Source organism: Myxococcus sp. AM011 (assembly GCF_013372595.1).
Lineage (GTDB): Bacteria > Myxococcota > Myxococcia > Myxococcales > Myxococcaceae > Myxococcus > Myxococcus eversor.
Genome location: NZ_JABXEM010000089.1, coordinates 15,484 through 38,055, shown reverse-complemented (window position 1 = coordinate 38,055; position 22,572 = coordinate 15,484). Strand labels below are relative to the sequence as shown.

General features: G+C 69.8%; 23 protein-coding genes. 15 read left to right on the top strand and 8 right to left on the bottom strand.

The features are described 5' to 3' along the window. A partial coding sequence (locus HUW62_RS19905; protein ID WP_176435318.1) for an MASE1 domain-containing protein occupies positions 1–1,168 on the bottom strand: 1,168 nt, incomplete at its 3' end. Between the two features lie 133 nt (positions 1,169–1,301). Here HUW62_RS19905 and HUW62_RS19900 point away from each other — a divergent pair. The 3 genes from HUW62_RS19900 (at position 1,302) to HUW62_RS19890 (ending at position 5,880) form a co-directional block, all read left to right on the top strand. Next, complete coding sequence (locus tag HUW62_RS19900; protein WP_163864224.1) at positions 1,302–1,841, top strand: hypothetical protein; 540 nt, start codon at positions 1,302–1,304, stop codon at positions 1,839–1,841. A 103-nt stretch (positions 1,842–1,944) separates the two neighbouring features. Continuing rightward, positions 1,945–4,497 carry a M1 family metallopeptidase gene (locus HUW62_RS19895; protein ID WP_163864225.1) on the top strand — a complete coding sequence of 851 codons (2,553 nt, stop codon included), beginning with the start codon at positions 1,945–1,947 and terminating at the stop codon, positions 4,495–4,497. A 24-nt stretch (positions 4,498–4,521) separates the two neighbouring features. Next, positions 4,522–5,880, top strand: a complete 1,359-nt coding sequence (locus HUW62_RS19890) for a phosphoenolpyruvate kinase (protein WP_176435317.1) — start codon at positions 4,522–4,524, stop codon at positions 5,878–5,880. A 37-nt stretch (positions 5,881–5,917) separates the two neighbouring features. On the opposite strand, the gene HUW62_RS19885 is transcribed toward HUW62_RS19890, so the two are convergent. The 5 genes from HUW62_RS19885 to HUW62_RS19865 form a co-directional block, all read right to left on the bottom strand. After that, entirely contained in the window at positions 5,918–7,039 is a 1,122-nt protein-coding gene (locus HUW62_RS19885; protein WP_217911437.1) for a zinc ribbon domain-containing protein, read from the bottom strand. Next, positions 7,036–8,103 carry a DUF2804 domain-containing protein gene (locus tag HUW62_RS19880; protein ID WP_163864227.1) on the bottom strand — a complete coding sequence of 356 codons (1,068 nt, stop codon included), beginning with the start codon at positions 8,101–8,103 and terminating at the stop codon, positions 7,036–7,038. Before HUW62_RS19880 ends, HUW62_RS19885 begins: the two co-directional genes overlap by 4 nt. A 112-nt stretch (positions 8,104–8,215) precedes the next feature. Then, positions 8,216–9,388, bottom strand: coding sequence for an ABC transporter permease (locus HUW62_RS19875; RefSeq protein ID WP_163864228.1), 1,173 nt, complete (start codon positions 9,386–9,388; stop codon positions 8,216–8,218). Continuing rightward, entirely contained in the window at positions 9,385–10,119 is a 735-nt protein-coding gene (locus HUW62_RS19870; protein WP_176435315.1) for an ATP-binding cassette domain-containing protein, read from the bottom strand. The genes HUW62_RS19875 and HUW62_RS19870 overlap by 4 nt, the downstream gene beginning before the upstream one ends. Beyond that, complete coding sequence (locus HUW62_RS19865) at positions 10,119–11,600, bottom strand: alpha/beta hydrolase (RefSeq protein WP_240356222.1); 1,482 nt, start codon at positions 11,598–11,600, stop codon at positions 10,119–10,121. Before HUW62_RS19865 ends, HUW62_RS19870 begins: the two co-directional genes overlap by 1 nt. A 151-nt stretch (positions 11,601–11,751) precedes the next feature. Here HUW62_RS19865 and HUW62_RS19860 point away from each other — a divergent pair, with 151 nt between their 5' ends. The 11 genes from HUW62_RS19860 to HUW62_RS19810 all read left to right on the top strand — a co-directional run bounded on the left by HUW62_RS19860 (position 11,752) and on the right by HUW62_RS19810 (position 19,777). Further along, complete coding sequence (locus tag HUW62_RS19860) at positions 11,752–12,594, top strand: LEA type 2 family protein (protein ID WP_163864231.1); 843 nt, start codon at positions 11,752–11,754, stop codon at positions 12,592–12,594. A 95-nt stretch (positions 12,595–12,689) separates the two neighbouring features. Beyond that, entirely contained in the window at positions 12,690–13,082 is a 393-nt protein-coding gene (gene panD / locus HUW62_RS19855) for an aspartate 1-decarboxylase (RefSeq protein ID WP_163864232.1), read from the top strand. A 97-nt stretch (positions 13,083–13,179) separates the two neighbouring features. Further along, positions 13,180–13,623, top strand: coding sequence for a hypothetical protein (locus tag HUW62_RS19850; protein ID WP_163864233.1), 444 nt, complete (start codon positions 13,180–13,182; stop codon positions 13,621–13,623). 37 nt (positions 13,624–13,660) lie between these two features. Further along, complete coding sequence (locus HUW62_RS19845; protein ID WP_163864234.1) at positions 13,661–14,290, top strand: EcsC family protein; 630 nt, start codon at positions 13,661–13,663, stop codon at positions 14,288–14,290. Between the two features lie 184 nt (positions 14,291–14,474). Continuing rightward, entirely contained in the window at positions 14,475–15,044 is a 570-nt protein-coding gene (locus HUW62_RS19840) for a MarR family winged helix-turn-helix transcriptional regulator (protein WP_163864235.1), read from the top strand. A gap of 69 nt (positions 15,045–15,113) precedes the next feature. Beyond that, complete coding sequence (locus HUW62_RS19835) at positions 15,114–15,329, top strand: hypothetical protein (protein WP_176435314.1); 216 nt, start codon at positions 15,114–15,116, stop codon at positions 15,327–15,329. Positions 15,330–15,691: 362 nt separating this feature from the next. Then, on the top strand, positions 15,692–16,360 hold the full coding sequence (locus HUW62_RS19830; protein ID WP_176435313.1) for a hypothetical protein: 669 nt from the start codon (positions 15,692–15,694) through the stop codon (positions 16,358–16,360). A gap of 53 nt (positions 16,361–16,413) precedes the next feature. Next, positions 16,414–17,022 carry a hypothetical protein gene (locus HUW62_RS19825; RefSeq protein WP_255203526.1) on the top strand — a complete coding sequence of 203 codons (609 nt, stop codon included), beginning with the start codon at positions 16,414–16,416 and terminating at the stop codon, positions 17,020–17,022. 137 nt (positions 17,023–17,159) lie between these two features. Beyond that, entirely contained in the window at positions 17,160–17,798 is a 639-nt protein-coding gene (locus HUW62_RS19820; protein ID WP_176435312.1) for a hypothetical protein, read from the top strand. A 156-nt stretch (positions 17,799–17,954) separates the two neighbouring features. Then, complete coding sequence (locus tag HUW62_RS19815; RefSeq protein ID WP_176435311.1) at positions 17,955–18,662, top strand: hypothetical protein; 708 nt, start codon at positions 17,955–17,957, stop codon at positions 18,660–18,662. A 122-nt stretch (positions 18,663–18,784) separates the two neighbouring features. Beyond that, on the top strand, positions 18,785–19,777 hold the full coding sequence (locus HUW62_RS19810) for an Ig-like domain-containing protein (RefSeq protein WP_176435310.1): 993 nt from the start codon (positions 18,785–18,787) through the stop codon (positions 19,775–19,777). 14 nt (positions 19,778–19,791) lie between these two features. Here the strand turns inward: HUW62_RS19810 and HUW62_RS19805 are convergent, their stop codons facing one another. After that, positions 19,792–20,379 carry a Crp/Fnr family transcriptional regulator gene (locus tag HUW62_RS19805; RefSeq protein ID WP_163864241.1) on the bottom strand — a complete coding sequence of 196 codons (588 nt, stop codon included), beginning with the start codon at positions 20,377–20,379 and terminating at the stop codon, positions 19,792–19,794. Between the two features lie 65 nt (positions 20,380–20,444). Here HUW62_RS19805 and HUW62_RS19800 point away from each other — a divergent pair, with 65 nt between their 5' ends. Continuing rightward, positions 20,445–21,692, top strand: a complete 1,248-nt coding sequence (locus HUW62_RS19800) for a sterol desaturase family protein (RefSeq protein ID WP_176435309.1) — start codon at positions 20,445–20,447, stop codon at positions 21,690–21,692. Positions 21,693–21,697: 5 nt separating this feature from the next. Here HUW62_RS19800 and HUW62_RS19795 read toward each other — a convergent pair whose 3' ends face one another. Beyond that, complete coding sequence (locus HUW62_RS19795) at positions 21,698–22,534, bottom strand: hypothetical protein (RefSeq protein WP_163864243.1); 837 nt, start codon at positions 22,532–22,534, stop codon at positions 21,698–21,700. Between the last annotated feature and the right edge of the window lie 38 nt (positions 22,535–22,572).

Sequence of the window (22,572 nt, the reverse complement as noted above, 5' to 3'; positions counted from 1 at the left end):
GCACCCCCGAGCCCTCCGCGCCAACCCATTCGCTCACCCGTGCCGGCAGCGGGGGAAATCCGCCTCGCAGCCCCACCTCGCGCGCCTGCGTCCACCCGGCCGCCGCCACCCGCTCCACCACGCCCTCGGCGTTCTGCAACCAGATGGCCGCGCCCGTCGCCAGCTCGGGCACGAGCAGCCGCGCCACCCGGGGCAGCGTGACGCTCCATTCAGGAGACTCGGCGAGCACCACGCCCACGGTGGCCAGCACGCGCTGCGCGACCTCCGCCCGTCGCCGCTCCGCCACCACGGCCGCCACCGTCAACGCCGACAGGCTGAGCACCGCCAGGAACACCTGCACGGACAGGCCGCGCTCCCACGCGGGCACGGGCAGCTCTCCGAAGGGCCCCCTGCCCAGCCTCGTGTATTCCACCGCCACCACGCTCATCACCGCGGACGCGGTCGCCGCCCCTCGCGGGCCCAGTCGCAGCGCCGCGGCGATGACCAGGGGAAACGCGGCGTAGGGCAACGTGGTGGAGATGGCCGCGGACTCCGTCGGGCCATCGATGTGGAAGACGAGCATGCCGACGAGCGCCACCGCGCCCATCAACAGGAAGGACTCCCCCAGGCGCCTTGGCGGCGAAGACGCACGCGTCACCGGCCACCACGTCAGTATCAACGGCGCGACGAGCACCGTGCCCAGCGCGTCGCTGAGCCACCAGACAATCCACTCGCGCCCGAACGATGCCGAGCCCAGCCACTTCGTCGCGGCGAGCGCACCCAGCGTGGCGCTCGGCAGCGCGCCCACCACTCCCCCGAGCATCAACAATCCAGTGACATCCCGCACCTGGTGAAAGCGCACGGCCGGCCCCACCCAGCGCCGCATCAGCGCCGCGGCCAGCCAGGTGCGCAACACGTTGCCCAACGCCCAGGTCGCGGACAGCCCCCAGGGCAGTCCCTGGGACAGTACCGAGCCCAGCTCCGCGGCGAAGACGGCGGCCAGCAGGGCGGGCCACATGCGCGTGGGGGAGCGCAGCAGGAACGCCAGCGTCAACCCCGCGGGCAGCCAGAGGACCGCGCTGCTCAGGGGCGGGAACACGAAGTGGGAGCTGACGACCTTCAGGACCTCGAAGGACACCGCGAGCAGTACCGCGCGCTCCCAGGCGGCGCGCCCCAGCGTGAGTGCCATTCCGACCCCCACCGCAAGGTAGGCAGGCCCGGGCGAGGAAGCGCGGCGAGGCCAGGGGAGCGGGAAGGCCCATGCTCGGAGGACCGGATGCGGGCGCGCCCGCGCCCCATGCTCGCTAGAGTGTCGCCGCCCCGTGCCCTTCGCCTACTACGAGCAGCTCAGCCCCGAGCAGCAACGCATCTATCGGATGAGCGATGGAGTGACGGCCCTCCGGGTGAGGGAGCCCACGACGCTGCGCCCCCAGGTGGAGGCCGTGCGAGAGGCGCTGGCCTCCGGCGAGCGGGCCCCGCTGGAGCGCGCCACCGCGAAGCTCGGCGGTGCGCTGTGTGAGCGACTGGATGTCGCCCCCGTCCGGGTGGAGGTGCTGGAGGTGCGGCCCTCGTCCGAGGAGGGCGAGCTGCATGGGCTCTACACCTGGGAGCCGGGGCGCAGGCCTCGACTCCAGGTCTGGATGCGCACCGCGAAGCAGGCGCGCGTGGTGGCCTTCCGCACGTACCTGCGCACCTTCCTGCATGAGCTGTGTCATCACCTGGACTTCCAGCTCCTGGAGCTGTCCCACTCATTCCACACGGACGGCTTCTTCCAGCGCGAGTCCAGCCTCTTCCACCAGTTGGTCCCAGGTCCCGCGCCGCGCGGACGGAAGAAAACCCCGGGGGGAGAGTCGGGGCCGTAAGGGTGTGGCGGACGACACCCCACCCGGCGGACGACAGGTTTCTTGCACCCGGGTGACAGAAGTGGGAACGCGCGCCGCGAGCGAGGCTAGATTCCGCCTCCCTATGGCGCATCCGACCGAAGACAAGAACTTCCGGCTCCCCACCGCCGTTCGCCCCTCCCGCTACGCGGCCACGCTGACCCTGGACCTGGACGCGAAGTCCTTCTCCGGACAGCAGACCGTCGACGTGGAGCTGGCCGAGCCCACGCGCGAAATCATCCTCCACGCCATCGCCCTCCAGTTGGGCGACGTCACCTTCCGCTCGGGCAATGCGCAGCACAAGCCCGCGTCCATCCGGCCCGTCGCGGTGAGCGAGACGGTGGTGCTGACCTTCGACGCGCCGCTGCCCAAGGGCCCCGCCACGCTGGAGCTCGCGTGGACGGGCCCCTTCACGGACGGCCTGCGCGGCCTGTACATGGCGGGCAAGGTGGCGGCGACGCAGTTCGAGGCCGCTGACGCGCGCCGCGTCTTCCCCTGTTTCGACGAGCCCGCCTTCAAGGCGAAATGGGCCCTCGGCGTGCGCGTGCCGAAGGGGCTCGCGGTGCTGGGCAACGGCACCATCATCAAGGAGGAGCAGGACGGCGCGCTGACGAAGGTGACGTTCCAGGAGACGGAGGTGCTCAGCAGCTACCTCATCGCGCTGGTGGTGGGCCCGCTGGTGGGCACGCCGGAGCAGTTGGTGGGTGGCGTGCCGGTGCGCACCTGGGCGCTGAAGGAGAAGGAGCACCTGACGCGCTTTGGCCAGGACGTGGCGCTGGCGGTGCTGCCCCGGCTCCAGGACTACTTCGGCCTGCCGTATGCCTTCACCAAGGTGGACCAGGTGGGCATCCCGGACTTCGAGGCGGGCGCGATGGAGAACGCCGGCCTGATTACGTACCGCGAAGTCGCGCTGCTGCTGGACCCGGCCACCGCGCCCCTGTCCGTGCAGAAGCGCGTGGCGGAAGTCGTCACGCATGAGCTGGCGCACCAGTGGTTCGGCAACTGGGTCACCATGGTGTGGTGGGACGACCTCTGGCTCAACGAGGCGTTCGCCACGTGGATGGCCTTCAAGATTGTCGACCAGTGGAAGCCCGAGTGGCGCATGTGGCTGGACTTCGACTCGCACCGCACCAGCGCGCTGTTCCTGGACGCGCTGAAGTCCACGCACCCCATCCACGGCGAGGTGCGCAACGCGGGCGAGGCCGGTGAGAGCTTCGACGCGATTACGTACGAGAAGGGCGGCGCGGTGCTGCGGATGATTGAGGGCTTCCTCGGGGAGGGCCCCTTCCGCGACGGCATCCGCCTGTACATGCGCAAGCACGCGCGCGCCAACGCGGTGAAGGAAGACCTCTGGAACGCGCTGGGCGAGGCGGCGAAGCAGCCGGTGGAGGAGCTGGCCACCGCGTGGGTGGGCCAGAGCGGCTTCCCCCTGGTGACGGCGCGCGTGGAGGGCCACGAGGTGGCGCTGTCACAGCAGCGTTTCTATTCCGAGCCCGGCGTGGAGAGCGGCGAGAAGTGGCCGGTGCCCATGGTGCTGCGCTACGAGGACGGCACGGGCGTGCGCGAGCAGCGGGTGCTCCTGCGCGACAAGCAGGCCACCGTGAAGCTGGAGGGCTCCGGCGCGGTGAAGTGGCTGTGCGCCAACGCGGGCTCCACCGGCTTCTACCGCGTGGCCTACGACAAGGCGTCGCTCGCGGGGCTGACGTCGAACCTCCAGGCCCTGGCGCCCTCGGAGCGCATCTCCCTCCTGGCGGACCAGTGGGCGCTGGTGCGCTCGGGACGGGACTCGGTGGCGGACCTGTTGGATCTGGCCGCGCGCTTCGGGAACGAGGAGGACGACTCCGTCCTGGACGAGCTGGTGGGCAGGCTCGCATACGTGGAGAGCCGGCTGGTGGACGGCGAGGACCAGGCGCGCGTGCGCGCATGGGTGGAGAAGCTGCTCAGCCCGGGCCTCAAGAAGCTGGGCTGGCAGGCGACGGCGGGCGAGTCGGACCGGGTGAAGCTGCGGCGCTCCGCGCTGGTGCGCGCGGTGGGTGGCCTCTCGCGCAGCCCGGAGGCGCTCGCGGAGGCCCGTCCTCGCGTGGCGCGCATGCTCCAGGGAGAGCGTGACGCGTTGGAGCCCAACCTGCTCGACGCCGCGGTGGCCATGGTGGCGCGCGCGGGGGACTCGGCCCTCTTCGACACGTTCCTCCAGAAGATGCCGGGGGAGCCGGACCCGGCCACGCAGCGCCGCTACCTGATGGCGCTCACGACTTTCGAGGACCCGGCGCTGGCCGAGCGCGCGCAGGGCCTGTTCTTCTCCGACACGGTGAAGACGCAGGACGTGGCCAGCTTCGTGACGGGGCTCCTGGCCAACCGCACCGGCCGCGACGCGTGGTGGGCACAGATGCGCAAGCAGTGGAAGGAAGTCGTGGCGCGCACGGGCGGCGCGCCCATGCTGGTGCGCCGAATCGTGGAGTCGCTGGGCATGCTGCGCACGCGCGAGCAGTTGGAGGCGGTGAAGGCGCTGCTGAAGGACCAGCCGGTGAGCGACGCCAACCAGGCCACCGCGCAGACGCTGGAGCGGCTGTCCCAGGACGTGGAGCTGCTCGAGCGCTGCGGCCCCGAGGTCTCCGCGTGGCTGAAGCGCCAGGCCTGATGCACACCTCCTGAGAGGCTCTCGATGAAGACCACCTTGACGCCCTCCAGCCTCTCCGACGCGCGTGAGTCCCTCCGGCGGGCCAACGCCGAGCTCGCGCGCGCCTACCCGGGGGACTCCCCGCGTCGCCAGCCCGTGCACGTCGTGTACGGCGGCGCCCATCTCTTCCGCGCGGAGGCAGCGCGGAAGCTGGGGAACCTGGCGCTGGGAGCCATGAAGGACTACGCGCCGGACGCGGCGGAGCTGGCCCACGGGCTGGGCTTGCCGCAGCGGGGCCGCTTCGCCCAGCGCGTCTACGAGCGCGTGCTGGACAAGCTCGCGCGCGAGCCGGTGGAGGACTACCGCATCGACTTCGAGGACGGCTATGGCCACCGTCCCGACGCGGAGGAGGACTCGCACGCTGTCTCCGCCGCGCGGGAGATGGCACAGGGACTGGCGCAGGGCTCGCTGCCGCCGTACGTGGGCATCCGGGTGAAGTCCTTCACCGAGGAGCTGTTCGAGCGGTCCTCGCGCACGCTGGACCTCTTCGTCACCACGCTGCTGGAGCACAGCGGAGGCAAGCTGCCTCCGTCCTTCGTCGTCACCCTGCCCAAGGTCTCCGCGCCCGAGCAGGTGGCGGCGCTCGCCCGAATCCTGGAGGTCCTGGAGACGGAGCACGGCCTCGCGCGCGGCTCCATGGGGCTGGAGCTGATGGTGGAGACGCCGCAGGCCCTCTTCGACAAGGAGGGGCGGCTGCACCTGCCGGCGCTGGTGGCCGCGGGCGCGGGGCGATGCTCCAGCGTGCACCTGGGGCTGTATGACTACACCGCCGCGCTCAGCGTCAGCGCCCACGTGCAGGGCATGCTGCACCCCGCCTGCGACTTCCTGCGGGACTTGGTGCAGGTCTCGCTCGCGGGCACCGGCATCCAGTTGGCCGACGGCGCGACGAACGTGATGCCCATACCGCCGAACAAGAAGCAGGGTGACATGCCGCTGCTGCCCACGCAGCTGCGCGAGAACAGCGAGGCGGTGCAGCGGGTGTGGCAGCTCTCCTATCGCCACATCCGTCACTCGCTGGAGCGAGGCTGGTATCAGGGGTGGGACTTGCACCCCGCGCAGCTCCCCGTGCGCTACGCGGCCGTGTATGCCTTCTTCCTCGAAGGCCTGGACACCGCCACCCGTCGCCTCAAGGCCTTCATGGAGAAGGCGGCCCAGGCGACGCTGGTGGGTGACGTGTTCGACGACGCGGCCACGGGTCAGGGCCTGCTCAACTTCTTCCTCCGGGGCCTGAGCTGCGGCGCGCTCAGCCAGGACGAAGCGCTGGCCAGCGGCCTCACGCTGGAGGAGCTGCGAAGCCGCTCCTTCCGCGCCATCGTCGAGTCACGCCGCGCCCGCGTCGCGTAGACGGGCGCTTCCCGCCGGGAGGACTCAGCTCTCGGCGTCAGCCCGGGCCCGGCGGCGCATCCTCGCCACCCGGAGGTGTGTCCCCTGTCTTTGGGTTCGCCGCGCGATGCGCGCGCACCAGGGCCACGTCGATGGCCACCGCGCCGAGCAGGAAGAGCAGCGGGCCCGCGCTCATTCCCAGGCCCAGCAGTCCCCACAAGGTGACGACGCCGGCCAGGATGTACGGGAGCATGGACGGCATGGCGTCACGCGCACGCGGCACGGCGGCCAGGAGCCCCAGGGACATGAGGGCCAGGACGATGAGCGGCGCACCGGGCCGGGCGCGTCCTGACTTCGCGAAGAAGGTGGACGTGTTGGTGATGCCGGGCTTCCACGTGTACTTGCTGTCCGTATACGTGTGGCCCGTGGGACGGCCGGTGCTGTCCGTCTCGTACACGAACCGGTCGTCATAGCCGTAGCCGCCCAGGGACGTGGACAGGTGCATCCCCGTGCCCCAGGAGAACAGCAGCGACAGCGCGCACACGGCGGCGCCCGCGCACACCCACTGCTTCAACCGCGAGGCCTCGGGTGAAGGTCGCAGCTCGGGCGCCGAGGCGGCCGACGCCTGGAACACGCGCCACTGCACGTAGCCCAGGACGACGGCGGCCCCTATCCAGACGAGCGGCACCAGTCCGAAGCCCAGGGACAGGAACGCGAAGGTGATGGCCAGCGCCGTGAAGAGGGGAAGAAAGGCCGGGTGCGCGGCAACCTGGGCCAGCTTCTCCAGGGGCGGCGGGACGGGGCGACCCGCGGCGCTCCACTCCCGAGCACCCAGGAGCACGCTGCCCGCGAGCATCGTCACGGACCACGGCAGGCCGATGCTCCCACCGAGGATGGGAAGCCCTGGCAGGAGCACGGCGGCGGCGACGAGCCCCGAGCCCAGCAGCGGCAGCGAGCCTCCCGGCAGTCGCTCCCGCAGGCGAGGGTCCTCCAGAATCGACTGCACGGCGCGGCCCGCGGACTCGGCGGTGCGCCGGGCGGACTCGGCGGTCTCCTCGGAGATGAGCGGCTTGTCGAAGGAAGACTTCACGTCCCGGCCACAGTGGGGACACGTGGCGATGCGCGCTTCGGGAAGGGGCTGGTGGCAGTGGGGACAGGACATGGGAGGCACGACGCTCACCAGAGCATGTCCTGGTCCTCGGTGACGCCGGGGACGTTGGAGAGCTGGAGCGTCTGGCCGCCCACCGTCACCGTGCCCTCGAAGAAGCCCACCGGCTGCGCGAAGTGGCTGATGATGAGGCGCAGGTTGCGCTCCTCGCGGTGGACGTAGAAGGGCTGGAAGCGCAGGTCCACCGCGCCATCCACCGTCGTCAGCTTCCACGGCGCGAGCAGGTTCTTCGCGTCGTACTCGAAGCGCGCGCGAGCCAGCGGGTACAGCCTGTCGCCGAGCCACAGCGCATTCTCGTTGGCGTCGGCGTTGCTCTCGTTGAAGCCCTCGACGAGGTTGAGCCCCACGGGCGTGCCGTCCGCGAGCCGGCCCGCGGCGAAGGCCCAGCGCCAGGCCGTGTGCCGCGCCAGGTAGCCCTGCGTGTAGTCGATGCCGCCCACGCCTCCGTCCAGCCGGAAGCGCTTGCCGCCCGCCTCCAGGCTGCCGAAGGACAACAGGCCGTTGCGCTTCATCGTGACATTCACGAGCCCGTCACCCTGTACGGGGGCAATCACCGTCAGCGCGGGAGGGCCGCCCGCGACGAGCAGCTCGCCGGCCCACTGGAAGGTGTTGAGGCTGCCGGTGCGCACGCGGCTGACGTCCACCGCCACCTGGTAGCGCTCGTCCTCCTCGCCCCGGCGGATGGACAGCTTTCCGCCCAGCGTCCGGAAGGACGCGGAGAGTCCCGCGCCGGGCTTGTCTCCCAAGGACAGCATGGGGCCTGGAGCGCCCAGGAAGCTCACGTCACACAGCGGCTTGCGCTCGTGCAGGTCCAACGCCACCGCGAAGGCGCTGGCCGAGTAGCCCAGGTCCACCACCGCGAAGAGGGCGGCCACCTCCGGCGTCGCCACGAAGGTGTAGTGCCACCGCTTGCGCTTGAGCAGGCGCGTGGTCCGGGCTGGAGCCCACCGTCCCAGCAGCTTGGGGAGGTCCACTTCGGGCAGCTCACCCTGGTACGTGCCGAATCGGGGCTCACCTTGCGCGGTGGCCACGGAGGCCGGCGCCAGGGGCAGGAGGGCTTCTCTCTCGGGCGTCATTCCCCGCCCATTGGAAGCCAACCGCCGGCCGAAGTCACTCCGGCTCGGCGGGAATGGGCGGGAACCGACGCTTCGACGACATTGGCAGTGACTGTCGGTGTGCCTCGGCTCCTCAGCTCCGGCCGAAGATGATGCGCTCCTGGGAGAGCAGCCGCTGGGTGGCGGCCAGGGCCACGAGCGCCAGCGCGATGTTGGACACGATGGCGACGAGGAAGGGCACCGGCCCCAGCGATTCGCCTCGCATCACCTCTCCCGCGAGCAGTCCCTGCCCCAGCGCTGGCACCGCGAACATCCACGCCTTCGCCTGTATCGGAGACATCGATATCAACGCGCCCGGGAGGGTGGGCAGCATGACCAGCAGGGACAGATACGTCTGCGCTTCCTTGAAGGAGCGAGCATAGGTGGACACCCACATCTGGAGCGCGGAAGCGCCGAAGGCCAGCGGGAGAATCGCGACGGCCATGCTCAGGATGGCCGGCCCGTCGAACCGCGCCTTCACCCCGACGTCCTCGAGCGGCAGCTGTCGCACCACGAGCGCGAAGACTCCCAGCGTCACCAGCGTCGAGGCCATGGCGAAGCTGACAGTGGCCAGCCACTTGCCCAGGACGATGTCTCCGCGAGACGCGGGGTTGAGCAGCAGCGGCTCCAACGAGCCGCGCTCACGCTCACCGGCCATGGTGTCGCTGGCCACCTGCAGGCCCCCCGTGAAGGCCATGATCATCAGGAAGAGGGGCACCATGTTGAGCATCAGGGCGGCGGCGCGCTCCGGCGTGGAGAGGTCCAGGTCCTCCACCAGAATGGGGCGGGCCAGCTCCGGAGCCACACCGCGAGCGATGAGCCGCTGGGTCGCCACCTGTTGCGAATAGCCCTCCAGGAGCCGCCGCGCGCGCTGCACGGTGGCGCGCGCGGACTGGCGCGAGCTGTCCACCACGAGGCTCACGTCGGCGGTGTGCCCGGCGGAGAACGACTTGCCGTAGTCCTGGGGGACCACGAGCACCAGGTCGAGCTTTCCCGCGCGGATGAGGCTCTCATGGTCCGCGGGAGCCTCCTTCAGCTCCGCGCCGTTGCGCGCGAGAAAGGCCATCAGGCTGGGCGCATGCTCGCGGCCGATGACGGGCACCTCCAGGACCTTGTCCTGCCGGGTCCAGGAGGCGATGAGGCTGAACAGGACCAGCGTCAGCAAGGGCCCCGTCATCCCCGTCACCAGGGACGTGAGAACCGAGCGCCTGTCTCTCAGGTGGTCCTTCATCTCCTTGCGGAAGACCGTCGCAATCAATCCCCTCATTGAACCAGCCCCTGCTCACTGCCGATGACGGTGACGAAGGCCTCCTCCAGGCTGTCCTTGCCGGTGCTCGCGCGCAGCGAGTCCGGGGTGCCGTCCGCCACCACGCGGCCATGCGCCACCACCACGACGCGCTCGCACAACGCGGCCACCTCCTGCATGACGTGGCTGGAGAAGACGACGCAGCGCCCCTCGTCCTTCAGCCGGCGCAGCAGCGTGCGCACCGCGCGCGTGCTCATGACGTCCAGCCCGTTGGTGGGCTCGTCCAGGAGCACGTTGCGAGGCCCGTGCACCAGGGCGCGCGCCAGCGCCACCTTCACCCGCTCTCCCTGGCTGAAGCCCTCCGCGCGGCGGTCCGCGATGTCCTTCATCTCCAACAGGTCCACCAGCTCGTCCACGCGCTTGTCGAGCGCGGCGCCCGACAGGCCATGCAGCTCGCCGAAGTACCTCGCGTGCTCGCGGGCCGTCAGGCGCGGGTACAGGCCCCGCGCGTCCGGCAGCACCCCCAGCGCGCGACGGGCCTCCGCCGGACGCGTCACCACGTCCACGCCGTCCACGCTGGCGCTGCCCTTGTCCGGCCGCACCAGCGTGTAGAGCATCCGCAGCGTCGTCGTCTTGCCCGCGCCGTTGGGGCCGAGCAGGCCCGTAATCATCCCGTCCTCGGCGGTGAAGGACACGTCCTCCACGGCGGTCACCGGGCCAAAGCGCTTGTGCAGGTTCGTGGCTCGAATCATCAGGGCACGGGGCCAGCGAAGGAGGTGAAGACAGGGGGGCGGGTGAGGTTCGCGCCGCAAGCGGGCTTGAGCCCCTCCACGGCGCCGCTCGCCACGAGCTGCTGCATCAGCGCGAGGGCACAGTCGGCGCCCAGCGTGTTGTGGCCCACGCCGGGCACCACCACGTGGAGCGAGCGCGACAACGTGCGCCTCGCGTCGTCGGCCCACGAGGGCGGCGTCACCGGGTCCAGCTCCCCCGAAAGCAGGAGCGTGGGCACGTCCGACACCACCGGCTCGCGGTAGCCCGCGGGCAGCGCGGCGCGGGGCCAGTCCTGGCACACGGAGAGCGCCTGCAGACCGACGTCCGCTCCGAACCAGGTGCCCTTCGCCTCCGCCTCCACCTTCGCCCCGTCGAAAAAGGGCGCGTCCTCCGCGCACAAGACAGCGTAGAGCAGCCCTGGGCTCATCCCGCGCCGCGTGTCGTTGAGCAGTCCCACGGCCACCGCGGTGAACGCCCCCCAGTCGTCGCGCGACGCCTGGTCGAGCATCAGCGGCACCAGCGAGGCGGAGTTCGCGCTGTACAACTGGCTGCGCAGCACGCCGAGGAAGGCCCGCCGCGACAGGACGACCTCCTCCGGCTTGCCCGTCAGCGGGTGCGCCACCCGCACGCGCTGAGGCGTCTCCAGCTTCGACAGCAGCGCCTCCGTGCGCGCGCGCAGCTCGGGATAGGCCTTCGCGCACGCCGCGTCCTGTTCGCAATGGACGAGCAGCAGGTCCAGCGCGCGCTGACCGTCGCGGGGCATGTACAGGGGCAGGTACATGCTCATCGGCGCCACCCCGTCGAGGATGGCCGTGCGCACCCGCTCGGGGTGCTGGCGCATGTACACCAGCGCCGCGCGCGTCCCGTAGGAGATGCCCCACAGGTTGAGCTTCTCGTAGCCCAGCGCCGCGCGGACCTCGTCCAGGTCGTCCATGGCCACGGGCGTGGTGTACTGGCGCACGTCCGCGTCCCAGCCCTCGCGGCACTTCTTCATCCGAGGGAGGAGCTGACTGTCATCGAGGGCCTCCGACAAGCTCTCGCCTTCGTCCGGGTCGCAGTCCAGCGGGTTCGAGTCACCGGTGCCGCGCTGGTCCACCAGCAGGATGTCGCGGTGGCGGCGGATGCGCTCGACGGTCGGCAGGATGAACGCCATCCGCGTGGCCGCCTGCCCGGGGCCTCCCGCCAGGAGCACCAGCGGGTCGGGCTGGGGCTGGGCCGCCAGCGCGGGCACCACCACCACCCTCAACGACAGCTTGCGGCCCGACTTCGCCGCGCGGTCCTCGAAGACCTCGTATGTCCCGCACTGCGCCTGGGGCGCCAGGCCCTCCAGCCGGCAGGGCTTCAGCGCGATGCGCGGCGCCTCGGCCGCCGAGGCGCCGCCCCGATTGCACGACGCCAGCGCCCACCCCAACAACCCCAGCGCCAGCGCGCGCCAGGCCCTACGCGGAACACAAGTAGGCATGTGTGGCCTGATCTCCGTCAACGGCGATTCCCTGTGTAGAGTGCGGGCTTTGTACCGCATCCCAAAATTGTACGCGCGAAGGGGTATACCCCTCACGAGCGAGCGCCCCGCCGTGAATCCCCGCCGCGAGGGACCGTCTGGTGATACGCCCATGCCCACGATGAAACGCGCCGTCCTCGTCCTGGCCGCTCTCTGCTTCACCACGTTCAGCGGCTGTGCCTCCCTGCAGAAGACGCTGAAGGGGGTCTTCAAGAAGCCCACCCTCTCCTTCAAGACGGCGCGGCTCTCCAGCGCGTCGCTCTCCGACGCCACCGTCGACCTCGTCTACGAGGTGAACAACCCCAACGGCTTCGGTCTGGAGCTGGCGAGCATCGACTACTCCTTCTTCGTCGAGGGCAAGCAGGTGGTGGCTGGCAAGCCCAGGAAGGGCCTGAACCTCAAGGCCAACGGAAGGAGCGAGCTCGTCTTCCCCGCCAACGTGAAGTTCGCGGACATCGTCCCCGTCGTGGAGACCTTCCTCAACAAGGACCGCGCGTTGTTCAAGGCCCAGGGCAGCGTCGGCGTGCAGACGCCCATCGGCGTGCTGAACTTCCCGCTCGAAAAAGAGGGCACCTTCGACGTGCCCAAGATTCCGCAGGTGTCCTTCCAGCCGCCCCGCATCACCAACGTCGGCCTCACCAGCGCCACGGTGGAGTTCCCCCTGGCCATCACCAACCGCAACAGCTTCCCCCTGCCCGTCGCCGGAATCACCGGCGCGCTCAAGATCGCCGGCGCGGATGTGGGGACGCTGTCCACCGGAAACCTGGGCATGCTCGACGGCAGCGGGACGAAGCAGGTGACGCTCCCGCTCACCATCCACTTCGCTCGGGCGGCCTCCGCGGCCATGGCCCTGCGCTCGGGCGGAAACGCCAAGCTGAGCCTGGATGGAAAGTTGACCTCGGACACCCAGTCCGTGCCGCTCAACCTGAGCCAGCTCGTCAACATCGTGAAATAACGCCCGTCCGGGCAGCAGGCGGGCGGGATTCAACCTCGATGTTGTCCCAGGGCGCCCTTGCCGTTACGGTTGGGCGCCCCTTGGGGACACACGCCATGCGCCGCATCCTCTTCAAGTCCAAGATTCACCGCGCGACGGTGACCCAGGCCGACCTGGATTACGAAGGCTCGGTCACCATCGACCAGAACCTCCTGCGTGCGGCGGACATCATCGCCAACGAGAAGGTGGCCATCTGGAACGTCACCCAGGGCACCCGCCTGGAGACGTATGCCCTGGAGGGCGAGCCCGGCAGCGGCGTCATCTGCATCAACGGCGCCGCCGCCCACCTCAACAAGCCCGGGGACCTGGTCATCATCGCCACGTTCGCGGAGGTCGAGGAAGCAGAGGCCCGCGCCTGGAAGCCCACCGTCGTCTTCGTGGACGCCCAGAACCGCATCGTCCCGGGACAGACGGAAGAGATTCCGGGGCCCGCTCGCCGGCTCGCCTGAGGGCAGTCTCCCTCTCGTCGCTTTCCCCTCCGCGCGCCTTTTGCCATGCTCGGCCCACCTTTAGAGGGGGGCCCATGGCCCCGGAGGAATCACCACGATGAGGCGGATGTGGGTGGGAGCCAGCGTGCTCGCGCTGGGACTCTCCGGTTGTTCCGCAGTGGGCTCTTTCCGGCCCAACCCCAATGACGAGGATCCGCTCTACGGAGCCATCCCCGTCGTCAAGGCGCCCCTCGAAGTTCGCTGTGTGGCGCACGGGAAGTCATCGGTGCGCTCCAGTTGCGACGAGGCGCTCTACCTGGCCACGGAGTACACCCGGCGACTGTCCGTGGGCGACGAAGTCTGCCTGGAGGGTGGCTACGGCGAGGAGCCGGGTTATGCCTGCAAGGCGCGCGCGGCCGTCATCGACACGTCCCCCAACCAGATAAAGCTGGAGGTGCGAGGAGCAAAGCCGGACTCGCGCTGGTTCAACGTGGAGATGCGGCACGCCTGGTACGAAGAAGGCGCGCTGGTGGACCTCTATCTCTCCGAGCGGGGTTATTAGAGGACGCGGGACACCCGCCCCAAGAGGAGCGTCGACAATGGGCTTCTACGACAGCGTGGCCGAGCGGCTGGCCTTCATGAAGAAGCTGACGCCCGCGGAGCTGAAGAAGCTCGGCTCGGCGCGGCTGTCGGACATCGTTCTCCAGGAGACGAAGCGCGCCCGCGTGCGGGTGGCGGAGCTGGAGAAGCGCTACCCCCGCGCGGAGGTGCGGGAGCTGGCGCAGCGCCTGGTCGACGAGAAGAAGAACCTGGCCAGCATGGTGGGTGGGGTGAGCGGCGTCTTCGGACTCGTCGCGCTGCCGGCCGACCTGCTCTTCATGGCGTATCTGCAGATCATCCTGCTCACCGACCTGGCCACGCTCTACAAGGTCAACCTCAAGACGGAGCGCGCGCGGGGGGAGATGTTGGACCTGTTCGGCTACGCCAACGGTCTGGGCCCCATCCAACGCTCCAGCCCCAAGGTGCTGGGGAAGCTGGCCGCGCTGATGCTGGAGAAGGGCGGCCTGCACACGCTGGGGCGCGCCATGCCGCTGGTGGCCGCGCCGATAACGGCCTACTTCAACAACCAGCACATCCAGCGCGTGGGCGAGCAGGCCGTGCGCTTCTACGAGGGCTTCGACAAGGCCCACGCCAAGGCCAAGGCCGGCCGCCACCAGCAGGCCAGCTGAAGGCCACGGGCCGTGCGGATCCACGGGCGCCTGGCGCCCGGATTAATTCACGGGTCCGATATGCCCTCGTTGCCTCTTCGTTCCCGATTCCAGGCGGGGCGAAAGCCCCCATCCATGGCGGGCGACCGAATGAACTCCCAAGGGCCGGACCGGGAGCGGCGCTCGAAAAGGCGGAGGCACGAAGATGTCCGAGCTTTCGGCGGAAGTGCGTGTGCAGGTGGCGCGGTTGCGGAACCTGGTCATCGATGTGGCGCGCTGCGGCGCCCTCAGCAGCCCTCTGGGTGCCCTGCCTCACCAGGAGCTGGACCCGATGGAGGTACAGGCCATCTGGTGGTTGAAGGCGGAGAGCCTGCTGCCCGTCAACGTGCTCGCCGACCGACTGGGTGGTATCGCCCTGCCTCGACTGAGCAGGCTGTTGGACCGCCTGGAGGACGCCAAGCTCGTCCAGCGCGAGCGCTCCGTGCGGCATGATCGCCGCCGCGTGCGAGTGCGCCTCACCGAGCAGGGCCGCGCCCTGGCGGAGCGCGCGGACACGGTGGTGCAGGAGCGGATGGCGCGCCTGTTGATGCCGCTGGGTGGTGAGCAGCGCAGCGCGCTGATGGACCTGCTCGAGGGCTGGGTGGAGGCGCTGGGCTGCTGGAACCGCGCGGAGGAGCAGGCTGCGGAAGAGGCCGACGCGGACGGTGCTCGCGCCACGCCTCATCCCCGCCTCGCCGCCGTCGAGGACGTAGGCGTCACCGCCAACGCGGCCTGACGGTTCGCGCTCCGGCGTGGAGGGACATCGCGGAGTACGCTGGAGGCCCTCGTCATCCTGGAGTGGCCCATGCGACCCGGCGACGCCTCCACGCCGCCCAACCTGCTCATCATCCTGACGAATCGGCAGCGTCGGCTCCGCCACTGGCCCCAGGGGTTGGCGGAGCAGCACCTGCCCTCGTTCCAGCACCTCGCGAGCAACGGGCTGAGCTTCGAGCGGGCCTTCACCAACACCTGCATGTGCTCGCCCAGTCGGGCCACGCCCGCGGAGCCGACTCCAGGTTGAGTTCGTTGCCTCGATGACGATGACCCGCCGACGGCGCCCACGCGCTGTCGCGTGAGGGGACTCGTCCATCGAGGACACGCGCCCGCTCCGAGACTCTTGTCGGGCAACCCACTCCAGACCTCCGCGAGCGAAGCAGCGCGGAACCTCTGGGCTCGTCCTCAGCCCCACGGCGCACGCCCGGCGCGAGGGACGCACCGCGCGATTCCCCCGAGTGCACCCGACTTCGAACAGGCGCCGGGCACGCCCCGTAAATGCAACTTGATTACTTTTAGATATCAGTTGCATATTTGCGGGGCTCGCTGACATTCGGGGTCGGACACGACCTCTCGTTACCCGTCAGCCACGGAGCAGGAGCGGCGGTCATGAACAGACTCATCTGGGGCGTGGGAGTGGCGGGACTCGCGCTCGCGGCCCTCACGTCCGTGCTGCTCCGCCGCCCCGTGGAGCCATCCTTCACGGAGGTATCCACGGCGACGGAGTCCGCGCGGGCACCGCGCCTCAACGAAGCAGCCCCGCCACCACGCCCCGCGCTCCCCGTCTCCGCTGCGGAGCCCACGAGACCTCCCGACACGGACACTCCGTCGGCGCTCGACACCACGGGACGCGAACCCGCGCCCTCTGTCCGCGCGCGCCGACCGCCCTCGGAGCCCAGACAGCGCGTCGTTCAAGCACTGCGCGCGGCCGCATCCGGGCCAGCCGCGCGCCGAGAGGCCGTGCTCGCATCACTGGCCGCCTCCGGAGAGAGCCACGCCCCCTGGACGCAGCAGGCCCGAGAGGCCCTGGACCTCTGGCGCCAGCAGGTGGCGACGAGCGTGCTGCCCATCCAGTCACCGGAGGCACCGCGCTGCTTCGCCGCGGGCTGCGTGAGTCGCGTCACCTTCCCGGACGCGGCCTCCTACGAGGCGGCCTTCCGTCTCACGCCCGAGCTGCGACTCCCCGGTGGGAGCGCGCACCTGCAACTGCCCGCCGAGCACCTCGCCTCGGGTGAGGTCTCCGCCGCCTGGGTCGTCCTCCCGCCGGACGTCCCCTGAGCCCCCCATCGCCACTGATTCACCCCAGCAGTCCCACAAGGAGAAGTCCCTCGATGAAGCCCCAGTCCCTGTTCCAGAAGTCCCTGCTCGCCACCAGCGTCGCGCTCCTGCTCACCGGCTGCGGAAGCACCACCGCCGCCGAGGAGGAAGTCCCCGCCGCCGAGCTGTCCACCGACGACTCCGCGCTGCTCGGTCTGCTGCCCTCCTGCGAGGAGCCCGAGGAGCTGGCCGAAGTCGTGGAGCACGCCTGCATCCACGCGGAGCTGGGGCCCTTCGAGGCCGCCACCGCCGCCGCCCTCGGTGCGCCCGTGCTGGTGGACGTCAGCACGCCTCACACCGCGTACAACCTCACCCTCCCTTGGAACACGAACTCCTGGGGCTGGGCGGGCCGCGTGTCCTTCCTCCCCGATGAGTCCGGTGAGTTCGCCTTCCTGCTGTCGCGCCACCGCGGCCTGCGCATCTACGACGCGGCGACGGGCCTCGAAGTCGCGCGCGAGTGCCGCTACCAGGTTCCCACCGACGTGTGCGGCGCGCTGAAGACGGCCATCGTCGCGGACCTGGAAGCCGACACCGAGTACTACCTGGAGTTCCGCTCCGTCCTGAGCCGCAACTCCACCTTCTCGCTCGTCATCGAGGAGGCCGCGCACCACCACGAGGAGTAGTCCCCACCCTCTTTCACCCTCGCGGGTGCCCGGAGCGCTCCGGGCATTCCGCCCCGAGCCACGTCGTCCACGCCACTCCCGCCACCCCATGTCTCTCAATGACACCCTCCTCTCGCCTCCCCATGGAGCGCTCCCGCATGCGATTGAACCTCCGTGCCCTTCTGGCCTCGTGCGCCGTGGCGGTCTCCGCCTGCGATGGTGGCGAGACGCCCCCGAACGTCGAGCCTCACGCCGAAGACCCGTGCGCTCCCAATGGCCACATCCACCGTGAGGCCGAGGGCGACTGGTGTCATTGCAACAAGGGCCACGTCGCCGCGCTCGAAGGCCTCGCCTGTGAAGTGGACCCAGACTACGTCCCCAGCGACGGCTTCGACTTCGGCGACGACGGGGAACATGCCTGCTGGCACGTCGCGCACGGCCCCTACGTCACCGTGACGGCCACCACCAGCCGCAACCCACGCGTGGACGACTTCCACACGCACTACACCGTGAAGCTCCGCGAGGAGAACGGCCAGTACACGGGCACCTTCAGCTACAAGGCCTTCGCCAGCGGTGACTTCGTCGTCTACCTCAGCACGCCCGACGTCCCCGTCACCTTCGTGGAGACCGCCATCCAGACGCAGCTCACCCCGGCGGGAACGAAGCCCGCGGGCGACTTCTGCTCGGGCCTTCGGCACATGGTCGGCTACGAGCTGACAGACCGCGTCCAGTACACCCTCACGCTCGGCCCCACCTCGCTCCCCGAGGTCGGCCTGGTCATCGAACACCTCGAATAGCCATGCACACCCGCACGCCCTCTTCCCAAGGAAAACGTCCGCGCCGTTATTGCAACTCAATTACATTTAAGACATGAATGCCCGCGCCGTGGAGTGGCGGTGGACGCCCGCTTCGGTGCCCGCGCGTCGCGCCCGGCGTTTGAAAGGAACCCCACAATGAAGATGCTGAAGCAGACCCTTTGCGGTGCATTGCTCGGGCTGTCGCTGGCGGCCTGCGGCCCCACGGACGAGGTGGAGCAGGAGTCGGCGGGCCAGTCGGAGGCGCCGCTGGAGGCAGGGTGCGTGTCGGTGGATGACACGCTGATGACGACCCACGCCTGCACCCACGCGAGCAACGGCGCGGACAACGTGAATGTGACGGCGAGCGCCACGCGCATCGCCACCGCGCCGGACATCAGCACGCGGCACAAGCACTACACGCTGAACCTTCCATCGGGTGCGGAGGGCTCGGTGACGTTCACCCCTGTCGCCGTGACGTCGGGCACCTCCACGGTGGAGTCCATCTCGTTCTATTTGTCGCAGAACGTGGCCTTCACGGTGGTGGACACCACCACCAGCGCCACGGTGTCGACGCTCGTCAGCGAGTCCGTCTCGGAGACAGCCTGCTCGCTGACGCAGGCCCGCGTGTATGACCTCGTCGTGGGCCGCGAGTACATCCTGGCCACGGGCCCCGCGACGGGGAACCAGGTCGGAGTCGTCCCCGAGTACCTCTTCGACAACCGGGACCGCTTCTACCGGGACCAGGACGGCGACGGGTACGGCACCAACACGCCCGTGTACCGCTACGCCTGCGAAGCCCCCGCCGGCTACGTGAAGCAGCGGTTCGACTGCGACGACACGAACCCCGCCATCTTCAACTGCTGAGCCTCACCCCTCTGTAACCAGAGGCCCACCGTGGCCCCTCCAGCGGGGCGCCCTCTGTATTCGAGGGCGCCCCGCGCTTCACACCCGTCCGTCCCAGCATCCCCGCGAGGAAACACCCGACCATGCGTCTGTCCCACGTCGCCGCCCTGCTCTCCACCTGCGCTGTCCTGACCCTGACGGGCTGCGACAACGACGACCCCCTCAACCCGAGCCCCGATGCGGGCACCGCGACGGATGCCGGACCGGACGCGGGTCCTCCACCAGACTCGGGCACTCCAACAGACGCGGGCCCTGATGCGGGAGGTGACACCACGAAGCCCCACGTCACCGCGTCCAGCCCCGAGGAAGGCGCGACGAACGTGCTGCCCGTGCAGACCTACAAGGTGGATGCGACGAACACGAGCCTGCGGCGGCTCGTCAGCATCTCCTTCAGCGAGCCCATGGACTCCACCGCCGCGCAGGTGACGCTGTTGGACGTGAGCGTGCCCGCCAACGCCGCTCGAGTCCTCACGGGCACCTGGTCCGAGGATGCGCTGACCTTGTCGCTCTCCATTCCGCGTCCGGAGTCGGACCTGCCACCGCTGGAGGAGGACAACCGCTACTCGCTGGACCTCACGTCGCTGCGGGATGTCGCGGGCAATACGCTGGACGCGGCGCACGCGGGACTCGGCAATGGCCGGCTGGACTTCACCACGGGAGAGCGGGACCGCGTCACGGAGCACGCCTGCGGGCACGCGTTGCTGGAGGCTCCCGTGGCCGTGAGGGCGGGCGCGTCTCCGACGACGATGTATCCCGCGACGGACTCGCCTCACGAGTTCTACGAGCTGACGCTGCCGGCGAGCGGGGCGTCGTTCCTCGGCTACTCGGAGGTCGTCTCCGCGGAGCGCGACGAGCCGGTCATCATGTACCTGAACCAGGACGTCCCCGTGGTGGTGCACGACGTGACGGAGAGCGAGACGGTGATTGCCTCCTCCGTGACGCCGGCCCCCACCGTGTGTCTCCCCGCGATGACCCACGTGCTGAAGTTCACCGCGCCCGCTGGAGACCGCTTCCTGCGCCTCACCTACGGACCGACGCCACTGGAGAAGTTCACCTTCGTCTTCGAGCGATACTGACGAGCCGGTGAAGCTCACTCCGTGCGCTTGCGCTTGCGCGACATGATGCGACTCAAGGCCACCTCGGTGATGCCGAGGTAGGCCGCGACGTCGCGCTGTGGCACGCGCCCGCGCAGATGCGGGTTCTCCGCCCAGAAGGTGTCCAGCCGCTCCTCGGCGGACAGCTCCAGGAACTCCTGCTCCCGGCGCTCCTTGAGCAGGAAGTGCCGCTCGGCGACGCGACGCGCCACGCGCACCCAGCAGCCGTGACCCTCTTCCAGCGTCTGGAAGTCCTGCGTCCGGAACACCAGCACCCGTGCGGGCTCCAGCGCCTCGATGGACGTCATCGACGCCACGCGTTGGAGCATCTCCGCGTAGGCGCCCAGGAGTTCACCCTCGGCGCGGAAGGCCTTCACCGTCTCGCCGCCTCGCGCCGACACGCGCACCAGACGGAACACGCCCTGGAGCACCACCGCGAAGCGGTCCGCCGCGTCACCGGGGCGCAGGAAGTGGGCCTTGCGCTCCACCGCCTGCTCCCTCGCGAGCGACTCGGCCCGCTCCCACTCACTCTCGGGAATGGGACCGAGCGGGGCGAGCTGCTCGTAGAGCTTCGGGAATCTCACGGGGACGAGGGCGAGGTTAACCCAGGTTAAGGCGGCAATCGAGCCGGGCGCCGTACACCTGGGACATGTCCATCAACGTCTACGCGATTGCCACACCCTTCGTCATCGCCCTGGCGCTGGGCGAGTTCGTCTACTGCGTGGCGAGGCGCAACGGCTACTACAGCTTCCAGGACTCCATCGCGAGCGTGGGCACCGCCGTCCTGAACCAGTGCGTCAACGTAGCGGTGGCGCTGCTGATGCTGCCCCTCTTCACCATCCTGGGTCAGCTCGCGCCCTGGAAGCTCGACGTCGCGTCCCCGTGGGCGCTGCTCGGGCTCTTCCTGGGGGTCGACTTCCTCTTCTACTGGTTCCACCGCTTCGGGCACCGCACCAACATCGGCTGGGCGGCGCACTCTCCGCACCACTCCACCGAGGAGCTGAACTACGCGGTGGCGCTGCGGGCCAGCGTCACGCAGCGCATCTTCTCGTTCCTGTTCTACTGGCCGCTCGTCATCGTCGGCTTCTCGCCCGAGGCGGTGCTGGCCATGGTGGCCTTCCACCTGGTGCTCCAGTTCATCCCGCACACGCGCGTCATCCCCAAGCTGCCCCGGTGGATTGAGTCCTGGCTCAACACGCCCTCGCACCACCGCGTGCACCACGCGCGCAATGCCATCTACATCGACAAGAACTACGCGGGCTTCCTCATCATCTGGGACAAGATGTTCGGCACCTACGCCGACGAGACGGAGGAGTGCTCCTATGGCGTCACCACCCCGCCGAACACCTGGGACCCCACCGTCATCAACTTCCAGTTCTGGGCGAAGCTCGCCAGTGACGCGGTGAAGACGCGCAGTGGGTGGGACCGGCTGCGCCTGTGGGTGATGCCCACCGGCTGGCGCCCCGCCGACCTTCCGGCCCGCGAGGAGACGAAGTGGCAGCGCGAGGGCCAGGAAGTGAAGTTCCAGTCCACCGAGCTGCCCAACATCCGCGGCTACCTCGTCTTCCAGATGATTGCGTCCATGCCCTTCATGCTGCTGGTGAGCCACCACGCCTCGCCGCTGGTGGGCTGGCAGAAGCTGATGCTCAGCGTCCTGTTCTGGGGCATGGCGACCGCCTGGGGCGGGATGATGGAGTCCAAGCGCTGGGGGCTGGCGCTGGAGATGGCTCGCGTGTTCGCCATGGGCGGCGCCGTGACGCTGTGGCTCGTCCAGGCGAACGCTCCGCTGTCGTGGCGAGCCCTCACCGTGGGCTGGCTCGCCGTCACCCTCGTGTGGATCAGCGTCGCGCGCGCGAGCAACCGGAGTCCCGCGCCCGTGGCACGCGGCGTGAGCTGAGCCGCTCAGTCCACCCCAGGCTCCCAGGCGCCCGAGAAGGCCGTGAAGCGCCGCGCGTTGACGGACAGCGCGCGGTGCACCTGCGTCTCGGGAGTGATATCCACCGGACCGCCGTCAGCGGGTAGCGTCAGCCGGTCGAAGTGCGCGCCCTCGAACCACCGATGAGGGCGGGCCTCCACGACGAAGAGTCCGTCGTCGTCCAGGTCCGCTTCGATGGGAACGAAGTCCACGCGCTGGAGCTCCACGGGCGGCGGGAAGTCGAGCGCCACCCGGAAGGGCACGCGCGTCTCTCCTCGGAAGGCCGTGCCCGCCATCAGCACCGAGTGGCCTTCGAGCGGGGCCGCCGCTTCACCGAGCGCCCGCGACGGAGGCTGGAGCAGCAGCGAGAAGGAGCGCACCCGGCCCGCGATTCCCGGTGCGCGCCCCAGCACCTGGGCCTCGCCTCCGGAGAGCAGGTCGAACACCACCTCGCGGTCCCACTCCCCGAGCACCGTCCCGCCCGAGAAGAAGTCTCCGTCATGTGCATGGGCCGCGGGCACGAGCACGCTCAGCAGTGACTCCAGGGCACGTCGCGTCTGCTGCTGGAGCGGCGAGGGATTCTCGAACAGGTAGATGGGCCCGAGCACCATCCGCGCCGAGTCGAGCCGCACGTTCCACCCGGTGTCGGTGGTGAACTCGCCCACGCGCGAGGCCTCGGGAGCGAGCGCCGTGCGCAAGCCCATGTGGAACACGATGCCTCGCCCGCCGGTGCCGGACAGTCCACACGCGGAGCTGCCACCGACGAGCGCCGCGCCCATGGACAGCATGAAGGCACGACGAGAAAGAAGAAGCGCGCGTGTCATGGGGCTCCCTCCTTGGCGCTCCCATGCGGCCAGGCATC